Annotated in this window: 13 protein-coding genes and 1 pseudogene; 3 read left to right on the forward strand and 11 right to left on the reverse strand. The window is 71.3% G+C overall.

All coding sequences use genetic code 11. From position 1 onward, the window contains the following. Positions 1 to 26: 26 nt before the first annotated feature. Entirely contained in the window at positions 27 to 575 is a 549-nt protein-coding gene (locus tag ACH4TV_RS34380) for a hemerythrin domain-containing protein (RefSeq protein ID WP_398405107.1), read from the forward strand. An 18-nt stretch (positions 576 to 593) separates the two neighbouring features. Here the strand turns inward: ACH4TV_RS34380 and ACH4TV_RS34385 are convergent, their stop codons facing one another. The 10 genes from ACH4TV_RS34385 to ACH4TV_RS34430 all read right to left on the reverse strand — a co-directional run bounded on the left by ACH4TV_RS34385 (position 594) and on the right by ACH4TV_RS34430 (position 13,238). After that, positions 594 to 1,145 (reverse strand): GNAT family N-acetyltransferase, encoded by a 552-nt coding sequence (locus ACH4TV_RS34385; RefSeq protein WP_398405109.1) that lies wholly within the window; start codon positions 1,143 to 1,145, stop codon positions 594 to 596. 53 nt (positions 1,146 to 1,198) lie between these two features. Then, positions 1,199 to 1,453, reverse strand: coding sequence for a DUF1049 domain-containing protein (locus tag ACH4TV_RS34390; protein ID WP_398405111.1), 255 nt, complete (start codon positions 1,451 to 1,453; stop codon positions 1,199 to 1,201). Between the two features lie 105 nt (positions 1,454 to 1,558). Beyond that, positions 1,559 to 2,488 carry an LD-carboxypeptidase gene (locus ACH4TV_RS34395; RefSeq protein WP_398405113.1) on the reverse strand — a complete coding sequence of 310 codons (930 nt, stop codon included), beginning with the start codon at positions 2,486 to 2,488 and terminating at the stop codon, positions 1,559 to 1,561. Next, positions 2,485 to 4,455, reverse strand: a complete 1,971-nt coding sequence (locus ACH4TV_RS34400) for a prolyl oligopeptidase family serine peptidase (RefSeq protein WP_398405115.1) — start codon at positions 4,453 to 4,455, stop codon at positions 2,485 to 2,487. Before ACH4TV_RS34400 ends, ACH4TV_RS34395 begins: the two co-directional genes overlap by 4 nt. Before the next feature lie 3 nt (positions 4,456 to 4,458). Continuing rightward, positions 4,459 to 5,763 (reverse strand): M20/M25/M40 family metallo-hydrolase, encoded by a 1,305-nt coding sequence (locus ACH4TV_RS34405; protein ID WP_398405117.1) that lies wholly within the window; start codon positions 5,761 to 5,763, stop codon positions 4,459 to 4,461. Then, positions 5,756 to 6,589, reverse strand: a complete 834-nt coding sequence (locus ACH4TV_RS34410) for a M55 family metallopeptidase (RefSeq protein WP_398405119.1) — start codon at positions 6,587 to 6,589, stop codon at positions 5,756 to 5,758. The genes ACH4TV_RS34405 and ACH4TV_RS34410 overlap by 8 nt, the downstream gene beginning before the upstream one ends. A gap of 88 nt (positions 6,590 to 6,677) precedes the next feature. Further along, positions 6,678 to 7,403, reverse strand: a complete 726-nt coding sequence (locus ACH4TV_RS34415; RefSeq protein WP_398405121.1) for a class I SAM-dependent methyltransferase — start codon at positions 7,401 to 7,403, stop codon at positions 6,678 to 6,680. A 229-nt stretch (positions 7,404 to 7,632) separates the two neighbouring features. Further along, positions 7,633 to 10,098 carry a SpoIIE family protein phosphatase gene (locus tag ACH4TV_RS34420; RefSeq protein ID WP_398405123.1) on the reverse strand — a complete coding sequence of 822 codons (2,466 nt, stop codon included), beginning with the start codon at positions 10,096 to 10,098 and terminating at the stop codon, positions 7,633 to 7,635. Between the two features lie 166 nt (positions 10,099 to 10,264). After that, complete coding sequence (locus ACH4TV_RS34425) at positions 10,265 to 12,631, reverse strand: MFS transporter (protein ID WP_398405125.1); 2,367 nt, start codon at positions 12,629 to 12,631, stop codon at positions 10,265 to 10,267. A 163-nt stretch (positions 12,632 to 12,794) separates the two neighbouring features. Beyond that, positions 12,795 to 13,238 (reverse strand): SRPBCC family protein, encoded by a 444-nt coding sequence (locus tag ACH4TV_RS34430; protein ID WP_398405127.1) that lies wholly within the window; start codon positions 13,236 to 13,238, stop codon positions 12,795 to 12,797. A gap of 182 nt (positions 13,239 to 13,420) precedes the next feature. Here ACH4TV_RS34430 and ACH4TV_RS34435 point away from each other — a divergent pair, with 182 nt between their 5' ends. Both ACH4TV_RS34435 and ACH4TV_RS34440 read left to right on the forward strand, forming a co-directional pair. Next, positions 13,421 to 14,467 carry an Rv2578c family radical SAM protein gene (locus ACH4TV_RS34435; protein WP_398405129.1) on the forward strand — a complete coding sequence of 349 codons (1,047 nt, stop codon included), beginning with the start codon at positions 13,421 to 13,423 and terminating at the stop codon, positions 14,465 to 14,467. Positions 14,468 to 14,601: 134 nt separating this feature from the next. Further along, a pseudogene (locus tag ACH4TV_RS34440) lies at positions 14,602 to 15,015 on the forward strand (alpha/beta hydrolase); the annotation flags it as partial. 91 nt (positions 15,016 to 15,106) lie between these two features. On the opposite strand, the gene ACH4TV_RS34445 reads toward ACH4TV_RS34440, so the two are convergent. Continuing rightward, on the reverse strand, positions 15,107 to 15,433 hold a 327-nt coding region (locus ACH4TV_RS34445; protein WP_398405131.1), incomplete at its 5' end, for a group II intron maturase-specific domain-containing protein.

Here is a 15,433-nt window from a genome sequence, read left to right on the forward strand (position 1 = left end):
GACCTCAAGAGAGGAAGAGAAGAAAGATGACCGAGCGCATCGACGTCGTGGAGCTGCTCAAGGCGCAGCACACGCGGATCCGGGAACTGCTCGACGAGGTCGCCGCGTCCAAGGGCGACGAACGCAGGCAGAGCTTCCAGGATCTCGTCCGTCTGCTCGCGGTGCACGAGACCGCCGAGGAGGAGGTCGTCCACCCCTTCGCGCGCAAGAACATCGACGGCGGCGAACTGGTCGTCAAGGACCGCGTGGAGGAAGAGGAGAAGGCCAAGCGAGCCCTTTCCCGGCTGGACGGGATGGACCCCGACTCACCCGAGTTCCTGGACCGGTTCGCGGCCCTGCGCCAGGACGTGCCGGCGCACGCCGATTCCGAGGAGAGGTACGAGTTCGCGCACTTCAGGGAGGCCGCCGACCGCGGGAAACTGGAGAACCTGGCCCGCGCGGTGAAGGCGGCCGAGGCACTCGCCCCGACCCGTCCCCACCCGGGCACCGACACCGCCCTGAAGAACGTGGCGGTGGGCCCGGTAGCGGCGGTCGTCGACCGCACCCGGGACGTCGTACGCAAGGCCATGGGCTGACACCGGCCGCGGCCCCGGCTACCGCTTCAGTATCTCCGAGGTGATCGCCCAGCGTTCGTGGTCCCGCCACGCGCCGTCGATGTACAGGAAGTCCGGCGAGAAACCCTCCAGCCGGAAGCCGCAGCGCCGGGCGAGGGCGACCGAGGCGGTGTTGCCGGGCTGCACGTTGATCTCCAGCCGGTGCAGCCGCAGCGGCGGCCCGAACGCGTACCGCACGACCAGCGCGAGCCCCTCGCTCATCAGCCCCCGCCCGGCCGCGTGCGCGAAGGCCCCGTACCCGAGGGCGCCGCACAGAAAGCCGCCCTGGACGATGTTGTTGATGTTGATGAACCCGGCGATGGCGCCCGGCTCGTCCCCCTGCGTCTCGCAGACGAGGAACCCGGCCTTCGTCGGATCCTCGATCAGCCGTCCGGCGTACGAGGCGTAGGCGTCCGGGCTCGCCGGGGGAGCCAGCCAGGGGTGATGCAGGTCCTTGCTCTCCCGCACCCGGTCGATGAACTCGGCACCGTCCTCATAGGTGAACGGGCGTATGCCCACCCGGGGTCCTTCGGCGAGATATGCACGGCGCATCGACACCCGGACACCCTACGCGAGGCCCTGGTTCACGGCTCTCACCTGCGCTCTTACCTGCGGCGCCGCATGAAGTAGGCCCCGCAGAGGGCGCCGATGACGGCGGTGCCGAGCAGCGCCATCCACAGCGGCATGCTCACTTCGGGGATCAGCAGCCGGATCTTCGTGGTGCGGGTGTTCTCGAAGATGAAGATCAGGGCGAGCAGGGCGAGCGCCCCGACAGCGACCCTGGCGGGCGTCAGCAGCCCCCGCACACCGCCGGTCCCGCCACCGGCCTTGCCGCCGCTCTGGGAGGTCTTCGGGCTCATGGAACCAGCATGTGCCGAGCCCGGGGTTCCCGCGCGGCGGGCACCGCCCCGCCCACCCGGGGGTGGGCCGGACGGGTGACGGCACCTCGGGCCGGTCGGTTCGGCTCACCGCAACGCGGGTTCGTCCAGCGTCAGGGTCCCCGCGTCGGCGTCCAGTTCGGCGGCCACCCCGAACGGGATCGTCAGCGCCCCGTCGCAGTGCCCGAACCCGAACTCCTCCACCACCGGCACACCGAGCCCGCCGAGCCGGTCGGCGAACACGGCACGCAGCCCCTCGTACGGACCGCAGCGCTCCCACGACCCGAGCGCGATCCCGGCGACGCCGTCGAGCCACCCGGTCCGCAGCAGCTGGGTCAGCGCCCGGTCGATCTGGTACGCGCTCTCCCCCACGTCCTCGATCATGAGGAGCCCGCCGCGCGCACCGGGCCGGGCGTACGGCGTGCCCAGTTCGGAGGTGAGCATCAGCAGGCACCCGCCGAGGGTGACGCCCCGCGCCCGCCCGGGCACCAGGGCGCCGCCTTCGCCACCTCCGGCGATGACCTGTACGGACTCCGGGTCGAACAGCGTGGCCCGCAGATGCTCCTGCGCCCGCGCGTTCTTGAGGAAGTCGACGGCGGACGCCATCGGTCCGTGCAGCGTGGCGAGTTGCAGGCGTACCGCGAACGCCTCGTGCAGCGCGGTGATGTCGCTGTAGCCGACGAACACCTTGGGGCCGGCCGCCCGCAGCGCGTCCCAGTCGAGCAGGTCGACCATGCGCTGTGCGCCGTAGCCACCGCGGGCGCACAGCACGGCGTCCACGTTCGGATCGCACCAGGCGGCCTGAAAGTCGGCGGCCCGGTCGGCGTCCCGGCCCGCGAGGTAGTCGAACTCCCCGTGCCGGTCCAGGACATGGAGGGCCACGACGGGGTCCAGGCCCCAGCCGCGCAGGATGTCGAGCCCCGACTGGAGCCGCTCCTCGCGCACCGGCCCGCTGGACGCGACGACGGCCACGCGGGCGCCGGGCGCGAGCCTCGACGGCCGTACCAGTGGCGTCACTTGATGAGCTCCAGGGTCGGGATGCCGGGCGGGGTGAGCCCGAAGACCTGTGCGTACAGGGAGAGTTCGGACTCCAGGACGCGTACGGTCGTCTCCGCGCGCCGGAATCCGTGCTGTTCCCCCTCGAACGCGATGTACCGGTGCGGCACGTGCCGTCCCGCAGCCGCGAGCCGGGCGAGGAACCGGTCGCACTGCACGGGCGGGCAGATGACGTCGTCCAGTCCTTGCAGCAGCAGGAAGGGCGCGGTGATGTCGGCGGCGTGCTCGGTGGGCGAGCGCTCCAGATAGCGTCCGGGCACCTCGGCGAGCGGGCCGACCAGGGTCTCCAGGTACTGCGACTCGAAGTCGTGGGTCTCCCCCGAGCCCCAGCCGGCCAGGTCGAGGATCGGGTAGAGGATCGTGCCGCAGGCGTAGACATCAGTGCTGGTCAGGGAGGCCGCCGCTGTCCAGCCGCCCGCGCTGCCGCCCCGGACGGCGAGCCGGTCGCGGTCGGCGGTGCCCTCGTCGGCGAGAGCGAGCGCGACGGCCGCGCAGTCCTCGACGTCGACGACACCCCACTGCTCGCGCAGCCGGTTGCGGTACTCGCGCCCGTACCCGGTCGAGCCGCCGTAGTTGACCTCTGCGACGCCGATGCCCCGCGAGGTGAAGTAGGCGATCTCCAGGTCGAGCACGAGCGGCGCCCGCCCGGTCGGCCCACCGTGCGCCCACACGACGTACGGCGGCAGCTCGCCGCCGGGCGCCCGGTACCCGGGGTGGTGCGGCGGATAGATGTGCGCGTGGATGTCCCGGCCCTCCGGGCCGGTGAAGGTGCGGATCTGCGGCTCGGGATAGTGCACGGGGTCGACCGGGTCTCGGTGGGCGGCGCCGATGACCCGCGCCCGTGCCGTACGGGTGTCCAGCTCGACGACCTCGTACGCGCTGCGCGGGCTGGCCCCGACGGCGACGACCCGGTCCCCGTGCACGGCGAGGGTGGCCGCGAACTCGGTCCAGGGGCCGGCCGCGTCGACGACGTCGCCGGTCTCGGGTTCCAGGATCCCGAGCGAGGTCGCCCCCCGTCCGTGCACCACGGCGACGAGGCCGCCCTCCAGCGGCGCGAACCAGCGCTGCCCTACCTTCCAGAGCGCCCCGCCGAACTCCTCCGGCCGGGGACACACGGGCACGTCGTCCCGGTACAGGTTCCACCAGCCGGAGCGGTCGCTGACGTACAGCAGCGCTCCGTCGTGCGCCCAGTCCACCTGTGCGATCGACTCCTCGGGCCCGCCGGCGACCGTACGCGCACCGTTCAGCGTGCCGTCGGTGCCCACCTCCGCGACCACCAGTTCGGTCCCGTCCCAGGGCATGCGCGGATGGTCCCAGGCGAGCCAGGCCGCGCGCCGCCCGTCGGGCGAGATCCGGGACCCGGTGACGAACCGGTGCCGGTCGTCGGTGAGTTCACGCACGGCGTCCCGCTCCTGGGCCGCGGACCCGTCCAGCGGCACGGCGGCAAGCACACGCCGCACATCGACGGGACCGTCGCCGGTGAACTCCTCCAGTACGCACCAGACTTCACCGAGCGCGAGCCGCAACTGCGGTTCCACCCACCGCAGTCCGCCGCCGACCGGGGACAACGGCGTGAGCGGGCGCGGCTCCTGCCCCTCTTCCAGGCAGTACAGCCGCTGGTCGGTGAAGTTCACGAACACGACCACCGGCCCACCGTCGCGCAGGGCACCCGCCCACGGATGCCCGCCGTACTCCATGACCCTGCTGCGCACGTTCCACGGCGCGTCCAGGACCGACTCCTGGGAGCCGTCGGCCCGGCGTCTCACCAGGGTGCGCCGACCGCCCTCGGTGGGCCTCGGCTCGGTCCACCAGGCCTCGTCGCCGACGAAGCCCACGTACTCGGGAGACCCGTCGTGCTCGGCGGCCAGTGCCGCCTCGATGGGCGAGGGCCACGATCCGTACGGCAGTGTCTGCACTGTCTCCCCCACTCGCTAGGCCGTCCGCAGAAAGCGGTCGAGGACACGGACACCGAAGTGCAGCGCCTCGACCGGGACGCGCTCGTCGACACCGTGGAAGAGGGCCTGGTAGTCGAGGCCCTCGGGCAGTCTGAGCGGCGCGAATCCGTACCCGGTGATGCCGAGCCGCGAGAACTGCTTGGCGTCGGTGCCACCGGACATGCAGTAGGGCACCACGTGCCCCTCGGGCGCGAACTCCTCGACGGCCGCGCGCATCCGGGCGTACGTGGGTGAGTCCACCGGTGCTTGCACGGCCACCGAGCGGTGGTGGAACTCCCACGCGACGTCGGGGCCCGTGAGCTCGTCGAGGGTCGTAAGGAACTCGTCCTCGTAGCCGGACAGGAAGCGGCCGTCGACGTACGCGACGGCCTCGCCGGGGATCACGTTGACCTTGTAACCGGCGTTCAGCATGGTCGGGTTGGCGCTGTTGCGGATGGTCGCCTCGACGAGCCGGGCGGCGGGTCCGAGCTTGGTGAGGAGCCCGTCGACGTCGTCCAGGTCGGGCTCGACGCCGTAGAGGGCGGCGAGTTCGGTGAGGGCGGCCCGGACGGTCGGGGTGAGGCGCAGCGGCCACTCGTGGGCGCCGATGCGGGCGACGGCGGCGGCGAGGCGGGTGACGGCGTTGCTGTGGTTGACCTTCGAGCCGTGTCCCGCGCGTCCCCTGGCGGTCAGCTTGAGCCAGGCGGTGCCCCGCTCACCGGCGGCGATGGGGTACAGGTGCCGTCCGCTGCCGTCGTGGAAGGTGAACGCCCCGGACTCGCCGACCCCTTCGGTGCACCCCTCGAACAACTCCGGGTGCTCGGCGGCGAGGAACTCGGAGCCGTCCTCGGCGCTGTCCTCCTCGTCGGCGGTGAACGCGATGACGATGTCGCGCCGGGGCCTGACGCCCTGCCGGGCCCAGTCCCGGGCGACGGCGAGGATCATCGCGTCCATGTTCTTCATGTCGACGGCGCCCCGCCCCCAGACGACGCCGTCGCGGATCTCCCCGGAGAACGGGTGCACGCTCCAGTCCGCGGCCTGCGCGGGCACGACATCGAGATGCCCGTGCAGCAGCAGCGCGTCGGCGGAAGGGTCGGTGCCCTCGATCCGGGCGACCACGTTGGTGCGCCCCTTGGTCCGCTCCAGGAGCGTGGGTTCGAGGCCGGCCTCCGCGAGCAGCGCGGCGGCGTACTCGGCGGCGGGTCGCTCCTGACAGTCGCCGCCGCCGTGGTTGGCCGTGTCGATCCGGATGAGACCGGAAGTGAACGCGACCACCTCGTCGAGCGCCTGCTGCTCAGCCATACTGCTCCTCCACCGCGGCCGAGACGATCGTCGTGACCGCCTTGAAGGTACGAATCCCCTCATACATTGTGCCGCTGGTGTACGCGACCTTCCGCTCCCCGACCCGCGCGACCCCGGGCACGACGGTCGCGGCCATGGCGAGATGCTCGGCGTCGAACTCCAGCGCGACGGTGAACGGTCCGCCGACGACGGGCTCGTACCGTACGGCCAGCCCGGCGGCCTCCTTCGCCGCGGCCCGGATGTCGGCGGCGGTCCTGCTGGGCGTCCGGCACACGGCGGCGTACCGCGACACATGGTCCTTGACGGCGACCTTCAGCGCCTCGGGCGCGTAGCCGAGCGCGTCCTCGCAGGCGAGGTCGTCCCCGGTGACGAGCACGACGGGCACCCCGTACTCGGCGACCACATGGGAGTTGAGGAGCCCTTCGCTGGCCCGTACGTCGTTCACCCACACGCCGGTGATGGAGTTGGCGAGGTAGGTGTGGGCGAGGACACCCTCCATCCCTGCGCCCGCGTGGTAGCCGACGAAGGCGATGCCGTCCACGTCACCGTGCTGGACGCCCTCCACCATGGACAGCGACTTGTGGCGCCCGGTGAGCATCTCCACCCGCTCGTCCAGCCGTTCGAGGAGCAGATTGCGCATGGTCCAGTGGGCCTCGTTGACGAGCACCTCGTCGGCGCCGCCGTCGAAGAAGCCGAGCACGGCGGCGTTGACGTCCGAGGTGAACATCGCGCGGCAGCGCTCCCACTCCGGCGTGCCCGGCAGTACGTCAGCCGGCCAGGTCACGCCGGTGGCGCCCTCCATGTCGGCGCTGATGAGGATCTTCATCGTGAAACAGTCCCGTCGCAGGTCAGCGGCTCACTGTCCGAACGTTACGTGCCGGTCGACGCCCCGGCCAGGCAGCGGCGCTCCGACATCACCGCTGCGCCTCCACCACCACCCACTTCGAAGGCAGCACGATCCGGGTTCCCTCGGACGTGTACTCCGTCGTGGTGAGCGGGAGTTCGCCGCTCGAGATGACCGCCAGGCCGGCCGCGCCCAGATACACCGGCACCGCCGAGTCCGCGACCTCGCCGGGGGCGATGCCGTGCTCGAGGATCGGGCGCAGCTTGGACGGCGGGCCGTCGGGACCCTCGGCGAGTTCCATCAGGATGGGCCGCGCGTCCTGCGACAGCTCGACGACGAAGGCCCGGCCGCTCTGCCCGATCAGGGTCGCGATGCCGTCGATGAGGGCCTGCCGGTCGTCGGCGTCGCACTGGTGGAGCACCCCGCGCATGTACACGTTGGTGTCGCCGAGCTTCCTGTGCAGTTCCTCGACCTCGCTCTTGTCCGCGCAGTCGACCAGTTCGTACTCGGACGCGCCCTCCGGGTCGGCGCTGCGGGCGCGGTCCAGTGCGGAGGCCGAGAGGTCAGCGCCGACGACCCGGGTGAACCGCTCCTTGAGGAAGCGGGTCTGGGTGCCGTTGCCGCAGCCCAGGTCCAGCAGGGGCAACTCGAAGTCCGCGAGGTGCGGTTCGAAGACGGCTAGGTGGAGGCCGACGGTGAGCACGGGCTCCGCGTCCCAGAAGACGGCCCCCTGACCGTGCGGGGCCTCGCGCCAGAAGCCCTCCCAGGCCTCCCTGTACCGACTCGTGACGCTCATGCCCAACTCCCCAGGGTGCGACGGCTGCCCGTCCGAGGTGACGGGCCAGTTCGGTCTACCGCGCCCCGGTTACGCCGACAAGCGCGCCGCGTATACCTTCACGGCTCGTTCGAGAGGCGTACGCCGATGTGCGCCTCGCACGCCTCCCCGGCCCCGCGGCAACATCAATCCAAGCACAGGGCACTGACACGGCTGAGCAGCACCACCGGCACCGTCACCGGTCGGAGGTTCAACGCCTGCGCGGCAGCGTGAGTTCGAACCACACGGTCTTGCCCGCGCCCGTACGGCTCGTGCCCCACTCCCGGGCCAGCGTGCTCACCACGCGCAGCCCGCGCCCGAACTCGGCCAGGGGCTCGGAGTCGAGCAGCGTGGGCAGGACGTGATCGTCGTCGTCCACCTCGCACACCAGCGTCTCCCCGCGCACCAGCCGCAGCACGAGCGGACGCCCGTGCGAGTGCCGCAGGGCGTTGGTGACGAGCTCGCTGACCAGCAGCTGGGCGGTGTCCACCAGCCGCTCCAGGCCCCAGTCGTAGAGCTGTTCGCGGACCACGGCACGAGCCCGGCCGACCTCGGCCGGGTCGAGGGTGAGCCGCCATTCGGCGACGTCGTCCGGTTCGATGCCGTTGAGGCGGGCCAGCAACAGCGCCACGTCGTCCTTGCGGCCCCCGCGTGTGTTGAGAGCGCGGATGATCGTGTCGCAGGCGTCGTCCATGGAGGCGGCCGGGTGGGCGGCGGACTCGCACAGGGTCGCCAGGCCCACGCCGATGTCCTCCCCGCGTACCTCGACCAGGCCGTCGGTGCACATCACGAGCCGGTCGCCGGGCTCCACACGCACGTGTACCGCCTTGAACGGCACTCCTCCGACGCCGATGGGAGCGCCGGTCGGCAGGTCGAGCAGCTCGCTGCGGCCGTCCTCGGCGCGCACCAGAACGGGCGGAATATGGCCCGCGTTGGCGATGTGCAGCTCGCCGGCGATCGGGTCGTAGACGGCGTACAGGCAGGTCGCGAGGTAGGTGTCGCCGAGGCGCTGGGCAAGGTCGTCGAGGTTGCGCAGCAGCTGGGCGGGCGGCAGGTCCAGGGCGGCCATGGTCTGCACGGCCGTTCGCAACTGGCCCATCATCGCGGCTGAGTTGAGGCCGTGCCCCATGACGTCGCCGACGACGAGGGCGGTGCGGGCGCCCGGCAGCTTCACGGAGTCGAACCAGTCACCGCCGACCCGGCCCAGCAGCGTGCCGGGGAGATAGCGGGTGGCGATGTCGCAGCCCGCCATGCGCGGCGGGATCTGCGGCAGCATGCTGTCCTGGAGGGTCTCGGCGACGCTCTCCTGGTAGGTGTACATGCGCGCGTTGTCGAGCACGAGGCCCGCGCGGGCGGCGAGTTCGGCGCCGGTGACGCGGTCCATGTCGTTGAACTCGACGCGCTCCGGGTGGCGCAGCAGGATCATGAAGCCGAGGACGACGTTGCGTGCCTTCAGCGGGACGACCAGCATGGAGCGGCCCGTGATCAGCGGCCGGATGTCCCGCTTCTCGAACTGAGAGGCGATCATGTGCCCCATCTGCTCGCTGATGCGCGGCACGAGGACGGGCTGACCGCTGGTCATGCACTGGAAGAACGGGGTGTGCGCGGGGAACGGCATGGCCTCGCCGACCGGCACGACATCGTCCCAGCGGCCCGGTTCGTCGGTGTGTTCCAGGGCGACGCGGTGCCACATCGTCGTCGTGTCGGGCACGCCCTCGGGGAACCCCTCACCCGCGACGACCTGTTCACGCAGATAGGTGCCCGCCACGTCCGTGAAGCGGGGTACGACGGCCTTGCTGACCTCGATGATCGTGCGGGACAGGTCGAGCGAGGTGCCGATACGTCCGCTGACCTCGTTGAGGAACTCCAACCGCTCACGCACGGCCGCGTATTCGAGGTCCTCGGCCTCGTCCTGGTGGCCCTCGGGCAGCGGTTCGCCGGCCTGTACCGCCCGGGCCGCCCGCTCCCGGCGGGCCTTGCGCTCGGCGCGCCGGGGCACGCCCCAGTCGGGGGTGACCGGGATCAGGTCGTTCTGGCTGAACTCCAGGACGGGGTAGCCCAGTTCGAGGATCTGGGCGACGATGCGGGCGCTCTCCCCGACGCTCATGCTGGGCAGGATCTCGGGGAGCCTGCGGGCGAGTTCCTCGGCGCCGGGGAAGTCCGTGTGCAGGGCGAACGCGGGCGCGATGCGCTCGACGGCAACGTCGTCGTCCTCCTGACGCAGTACGTCGGTGTCGGCGGCCAGCACCAGGAGGCGCTCGTGGCCCGGGCCCACCAACGGGTAGGCCCACCACAGCACATCAACGCGGTCGCGGTCGGGCACCGTGAGGCGGGCGCGGCCCGCCGCCGGGTAGGACAGGCGGCCGTCGAGGGAGGACTCCAGATCGGGTCCGAGGCCGTCGTAGGCCGTGAACGCGCCGTACGGCGTGGGGTCTTCGTCGTCGGTGTCGGGGAGTACGCCGGAGACGGGCAGCAGGTCGGCGGCGGGCCGGCCGAGCGCTTCCTCCTTGGAGGCGCCGAACAGGCGTCGTGCGCCCCGGCTCCAGTGCGACACGAGGCCTTCGCGGTCCACGACGACCACGGCCAGCGGGATACGGCCCGCCGCAGCAGGCTCCGCCGGTACGCTCTCCCCAGCTCCGCGGCTGTGAGGTGCGCCCGTCCCGGTGCCACTGTCCATGGCGCAGGCCCCTTCTTCCCACGGCTCCGCAAGATCTGTGCCGTCGTCACCACCGTACGACTCCGGTCGGTCGCGATGTGTGGCAATCCGGTAATTGGTCTTGGCCGGTCCGCTCCGGCGCACGGGCGCGCGCCCTGCACGCCGGTCCGGTGCTCCCACCTGGGTGTCAGTCCTCGTGCCCGAGCTGAAGGTCCCGTTCTGTACGGCCGCCTGCGGCCACCTGGAGGACGGTCGCGACCGGCGGGTAACCACAGGCGATGACCGTGTGCTCGCCGGACGACACGTCGGCGAACCAGAACGTTCCGTCGGCGCCGGTGGTGAGCGTGTTCACGACGTTGCCGGCCGCGTCGAGCAGGGTCACGCGCGCGTCCTCGACCGGCCGTCCCCCGCCGGCCCGCACGGTGCCCTTCAGGAGGGCGCCGCCCGCGAGTTCGACGTCCTGGCGCGTATCCCGCGACGCCCGCACGGTGACGGGGAGCGCGGCCGGACGGAACGCGGGGGCGCTCACGGCGAGGGTGTACTCGCCGGCCACCAGCTCGGGGACGGCGTACCCGCCCTCGGGTCCGCTGCGGGTGGTGGCGACGACCTCGCCGTGCACATCGGTGAGCGTGACCGCGGCGTCCCGGACCGGCGAGCCGTCCGCGGTCAGCACCTGGCCCGTCAGGCCTCCCGCGCCGCCGCCGAGGACGACGTCCAGTTCCACCGGCCGCTCACCGACGGTCACGGTGACCGCCTGCGGCTGGTGGCCGCCCGCCGCCGCGATCAGGACGTACGTCCCCGAGCCGGGCGTGGACAGCGTGTACCGCCCGTCCTCGGCGCTCGCGCCGCGCCCGATCTGCGCTCCCCCGACATCGATGAGCGTGAGCGCCGCGCGCGGTACGACGGTCCCGTCCGGGTGCTGCACGGTGCCGCGCACCTGGATCGCTGCGGCGTAGGGCGCACGGGCCTGCGGGATCGCCGGGTCGAGGTCGGCGGGGGCGGCGTCGTGGGGCACCAGCGGTTTCTCCTTGAGGAAGAGGGCGACGAGCAGGCCGAGGACGAGCACCGGCACGAGGTACAGGAAGATGCGCGGCATGGCGTCGGCGTACGCCCTGATGTAGCTGTCGCGCAGCTCCGGGGGCAGGGCGTGGACGAGTTGCGGGGTGATCGAGTCGGGGTCGGGGAGGCGGGCGCCCGCGCGCGTGGGGAGGCTGTTCTCCAGGGACTCGGCGAGCCGGTTCGCGAAGAGCGTGCCGAAGACCGCGGCGCCGACGCTGCCGCCGATCTGCCGGAAGTAGTTGCTGGCGCTGGTCGCGGTGCCGAGGTCGGCGGGGCGCACGGAGTTCTGGACGGCGAGGACCAGGACCGGCATCACCATGCCGATGCCGGCGCCGAGGACGGCCATCCAGAGGCTGTAGTGCAGCCGGGGCGTGTCGGCTTCGAGGCGGGACAGCAGCCACATGCCGAGGACGGACAGGGCGGTGCCGAGGATCGGCCAGACCCGGTAGCGGCCGGTGCGGCTGATGAGCTGTCCGGCGACGATCGACGCGCCGACGATGCCGGCCATCATGGGCAGCATCAGCAGCCCGGACTCGGTGGCGCTGGCCCCGTCGACCATCTGGAGAAACGTCGGCAGATAGCTGGCGGCGCCGAACAGCGCCACGCCGATCACCAGGCCCACCAGACCGGTGACGTTGAAGACGGAATCCCGGAACAGCCGCAGGGGGATGAGGGGTTCGGGCGCGAAGTGCTCGGCGACCAGGAAGAGCACGGTGGCCAGGGCCGCTCCGGCACCGAGGCCGAGAATCTCGCGCGAGCCCCACGCGTACTCGGTGCCGCCCCAACTGGTCAGCAGCACCAGGCAGGTCGAGGCCACGGCGAGCAGCAGCGCCCCGAGGAGGTCGAGGCGGGCCCTGGCTGCGGGCTTCGGCAGTTTCAGTACGGCGGTGACGACGGCCAGGGTCAGCAGTCCGAAGGGGACGTTGAACCAGAAGCACCACCGCCAGGAGAGCTGGTCGGTGAAGTAGCCGCCCAGGAGGGGCCCGGCGACCGAGGCGAGGCCGAACGCGGCGCCGATGAGCCCCATGTAGCGCCCGCGTTCGCGCGGCGGCACGATGTCCGCGAGGATCGCCTGCACGCCGATCATCAACCCGCCCGCGCCGACGCCCTGGAGGGCACGGAAGGCGATGAGCTCGTCCATGGTGCGCGACCAGCCGGCCAGTGCCGAGCCGACGACGAAGACGACGATCGCGAACTGGAAGACGCCCTTGCGGCCGATCAGATCGCCGAGCTTGCCGTAGATCGGCAGTCCGACGGTGGCGGTGAGCAGGTAAGCGGTGATCGCCCAGGACATCGTGTCCAGGCCGTGCAGCTCACCGACGATCTTCGGCAGCGCGGTGGCGACGATCATCTGCTCCAGAGCGGCGAGCAGCAGCGCGAGCATCAGTGCGAAGAACACCAACCGCACCTGGCGCGGGCCGAGTTGCGAAGGCTCGGCCGGGGGTGGCGCGGGTGCGGTAGTCGGTTCGTCCTTCACCAGAGTGATCCCGCCCACGTACCGCTCCCCTCGTCGCACCTACCGCACAATTCCCGCTTTGGGCGACAACTGTGAGCAAGCGCGACGAGTTACGGCGTATCGGGTGCACGGGACGGAGATCCACTCGAACCGGTGAGGTCTCCGGCGGGAGGCAACGCCCCCGGGGGTGTTGACCCTTGGGCTACTTCTCCACCTCGGTGGCGAGCTTGTCGAGGACGGCGTCGTAGATGCGGGCGAGGCCCTTGGGCGCGAAGGTCTTCTCGAAGAAGCCGCCGATGCCGCCGGCACCGTTCCAGACGCTGGTCACGACGACCCGCGACTTGCCCTCGCCGGCCGGGGTGACGCGCCAGGTGGTGACCATCGATGAGTTGCGGTCCTTCTCGACGAGTTCGCCGTCGGTGGGCTCGCTGACCTCCAGGAGGCAGTCCCGGATGCGCTTGCTGGTGGCCTGCAGCTTCCAGTGGACGAGGGTGCCCTCACCGTCGCCGCCCTCGCGCACCTCGTACTCGCTGAACTGCTCGGACAGCACCTTCGCACGCGTGCCGCTGTAGTCGGCGAGGGCGTCGAACACCGTCTCCGCGTCCGCCGCGACGATGCGCTCCGTGGTGGCCTCGACCTGCGCCATGACGTTCCTCCAGCAGCTGGGTTCTCGGGGGTTCGGGCTCAGCCAACCACCCCGCCGCCCGGCCACCCAAATCGGGGTGCCGCGAGGGGTCCGCCCCAGAGCTTCACAAGACTCGAACATGCGATCGCACGATCAAGGGAACATGTGTTCTATTCTCTGGTCAGTGCTACCGAGGAGGTGTCATGCGCTGGGAAAACCTCACAGCGGAGTCCGGCCGCGGCGGGGCCGACGCCGCGCTGTTCGGCGCGGACGCGGTGACCACCCGTACCTTCGACTCCCCCGAGTTCCGCGGGATCACCTTTCACGAGGTGCGGGCCCGTTCGATCATCAACCGGGTGCCGGGGGCCTCGCGCATGCCCTTCGAGTGGACGGTGAATCCCTATCGGGGCTGCACGCACGCGTGCGTCTACTGTTTCGCCCGCAAGACGCACAGCTATCTGGACCTCGACACGGGGCTCGGCTTCGACTCCCAGATCGTCGTCAAGGTGAACGCGCCGGACCTGCTGCGCCGCCAACTCGGCTCACGCCGCTGGCTCGGCGAGCACATCGCGATGGGCACCAACGTCGACTGCTACCAGCGCGCCGAGGGCCGCTACCGGCTGATGCCGGGCATCCTCGCCGCCCTGCGCGACCACGCGAACCCCTTCTCGATCCTGACGAAGGGCACGCTGATCCTGCGCGACCTCGACCTTCTGGTGCAGGCGTCGCAGGTCACGGACGTCGGGATCTCCGTCTCCGTCGGCTTCACCGACAGCGAGCTGTGGCGCACGGTCGAGCCGGGCACACCCGCTCCGGAACGGCGCCTGGACGTCGTACGGACGCTGGGCGAGCACGGCATCGACTGCGGGGTGCTGATGGCCCCGGTGCTCCCGTTCCTGAGCGACCACCCGGATCGACTGCGGGACACCGTAAGGGCGATCGCCGCCTCCGGGGCGACCTCCGTGACCCCGCTGGTGCTGCATCTGCGCCCCGGTGCCCGCGAGTGGTTCATGGCCTGGCTCGGGCACCATCATCCGCATCTGGTGCGCCGGTACGAGCGGCTGTACGCGGAGGGCGCCTACGCCCCCAAGTGGTACCAGCGCCGGATCACCCGTCAGGTCCACGACCTGGCCCAGGAGTACGGGATGGGTCCCACGCGCGCGGGGATGCCGCGCAGGATCCCGGCCACCATGGAGGCCGACCCCGCCGGGGCCGAGGCGCCCGAGCCGGTCCAACTGACCCTCCTCTGAGGGCATCCGAGCGCAACCGGCGCCCCAATCGGGTCAAGTCTTGCCAGAACTCGTTCTTCCGGGAGCGCTTTCCGGGACGATGCGGCGGAGACCGTGACACTCGCGGTCCGAAACCTCCGTCCTGGGAGGACTCCATGGGAAAACGCGCAGCCGTGCTGTGCGGTGCCGCCGTCGTGGTGGCGGGGATGCTCACGGCGCCCCCCGCCGGCGCGAGCGCCCCACGCGCCGCGGAAACCGCCCAGTCTCCGCGACTGACGTGGAAGAACTGCGGCACGACCACCTATCCGACACTCCAGTGCTCGTCCCTCAAGGTGCCGCTGGACCACGCGGACCCGCACGGCCGGCAGATCACGCTGGCCCTGTCCCGGGTCCCGCACACCGCGAAGAAGTACCAGGGTCCGCTGCTGGTCAACCCCGGCGGACCGGGCGGCAGCGGTCTCACCCTCGCCGGTTTCGTCGCGTCCTCGCTGCCCAAGGCGGTGGCGGCGCAGTACGACGTGATCGGCTTCGACCCGCGAGGCGTGGGCGCCAGCAAGCCCGCGCTGGACTGGTCGAGTAGCCGAGGGGAATCGCACCCCTCGGCTCTCACGGAACCGTGCGTAACAGTCTCCCGTTACACGGCTCTTGTCGTTCTGATCGTCAGGTCGATACGGCCACGGTGGTGCAGCGCCAGTGCGCGAACATGCGGGGGTATCGCCGGGCGATCTCCTGCATCTTCGTGACGGCCTTCCGCCGGGCCGTGAGCCGTTTGTATTTCTTACGGATCCAGCGCACCAGGTAGGCGTTGATGCGCATCAGGAACGGATGCAGCTCCCAGGGCCGGAACCGGCCGTAGTAGTTGATCCAGCCCGCGACCACGGGGTTCATCCTACGTGCGAGCTCGACGAAGGGCAGGTCGGAGCGGCGATGCAGACGCCAGGACCGGACCTCGCGGCTCATCTTCTTCAGGGCGTCCTTGCTGACCGC

The organism is Streptomyces sp. NPDC020898 (assembly GCF_044333925.1).
GTDB lineage: Bacteria > Actinomycetota > Actinomycetes > Streptomycetales > Streptomycetaceae > Streptomyces.

Bases quoted from the DNA above. Each gene is read 5' to 3' on its own strand.
- ACH4TV_RS34380 (WP_398405107.1), top strand. From the start codon at position 27: ATGACCGAGCGCATCGACGTCGTGGAGCTGCTCAAGGCGCAGCACACG.
- ACH4TV_RS34410 (WP_398405119.1), bottom strand. From the start codon at position 6,589: ATGAAGATCCTCATCAGCGCCGACATGGAGGGCGCCACCGGCGTGACC.
- ACH4TV_RS34405 (WP_398405117.1), bottom strand. From the start codon at position 5,763: ATGGCTGAGCAGCAGGCGCTCGACGAGGTGGTCGCGTTCACTTCCGGT.
- ACH4TV_RS34420 (WP_398405123.1), bottom strand. From the start codon at position 10,098: ATGGACAGTGGCACCGGGACGGGCGCACCTCACAGCCGCGGAGCTGGG.
- ACH4TV_RS34385 (WP_398405109.1), bottom strand. From the start codon at position 1,145: ATGCGCCGTGCATATCTCGCCGAAGGACCCCGGGTGGGCATACGCCCG.
- ACH4TV_RS34415 (WP_398405121.1), bottom strand. From the start codon at position 7,403: ATGAGCGTCACGAGTCGGTACAGGGAGGCCTGGGAGGGCTTCTGGCGC.
- ACH4TV_RS34435 (WP_398405129.1), top strand. From the start codon at position 13,421: ATGCGCTGGGAAAACCTCACAGCGGAGTCCGGCCGCGGCGGGGCCGAC.
- ACH4TV_RS34390 (WP_398405111.1), bottom strand. From the start codon at position 1,453: ATGAGCCCGAAGACCTCCCAGAGCGGCGGCAAGGCCGGTGGCGGGACC.
- ACH4TV_RS34430 (WP_398405127.1), bottom strand. From the start codon at position 13,238: ATGGCGCAGGTCGAGGCCACCACGGAGCGCATCGTCGCGGCGGACGCG.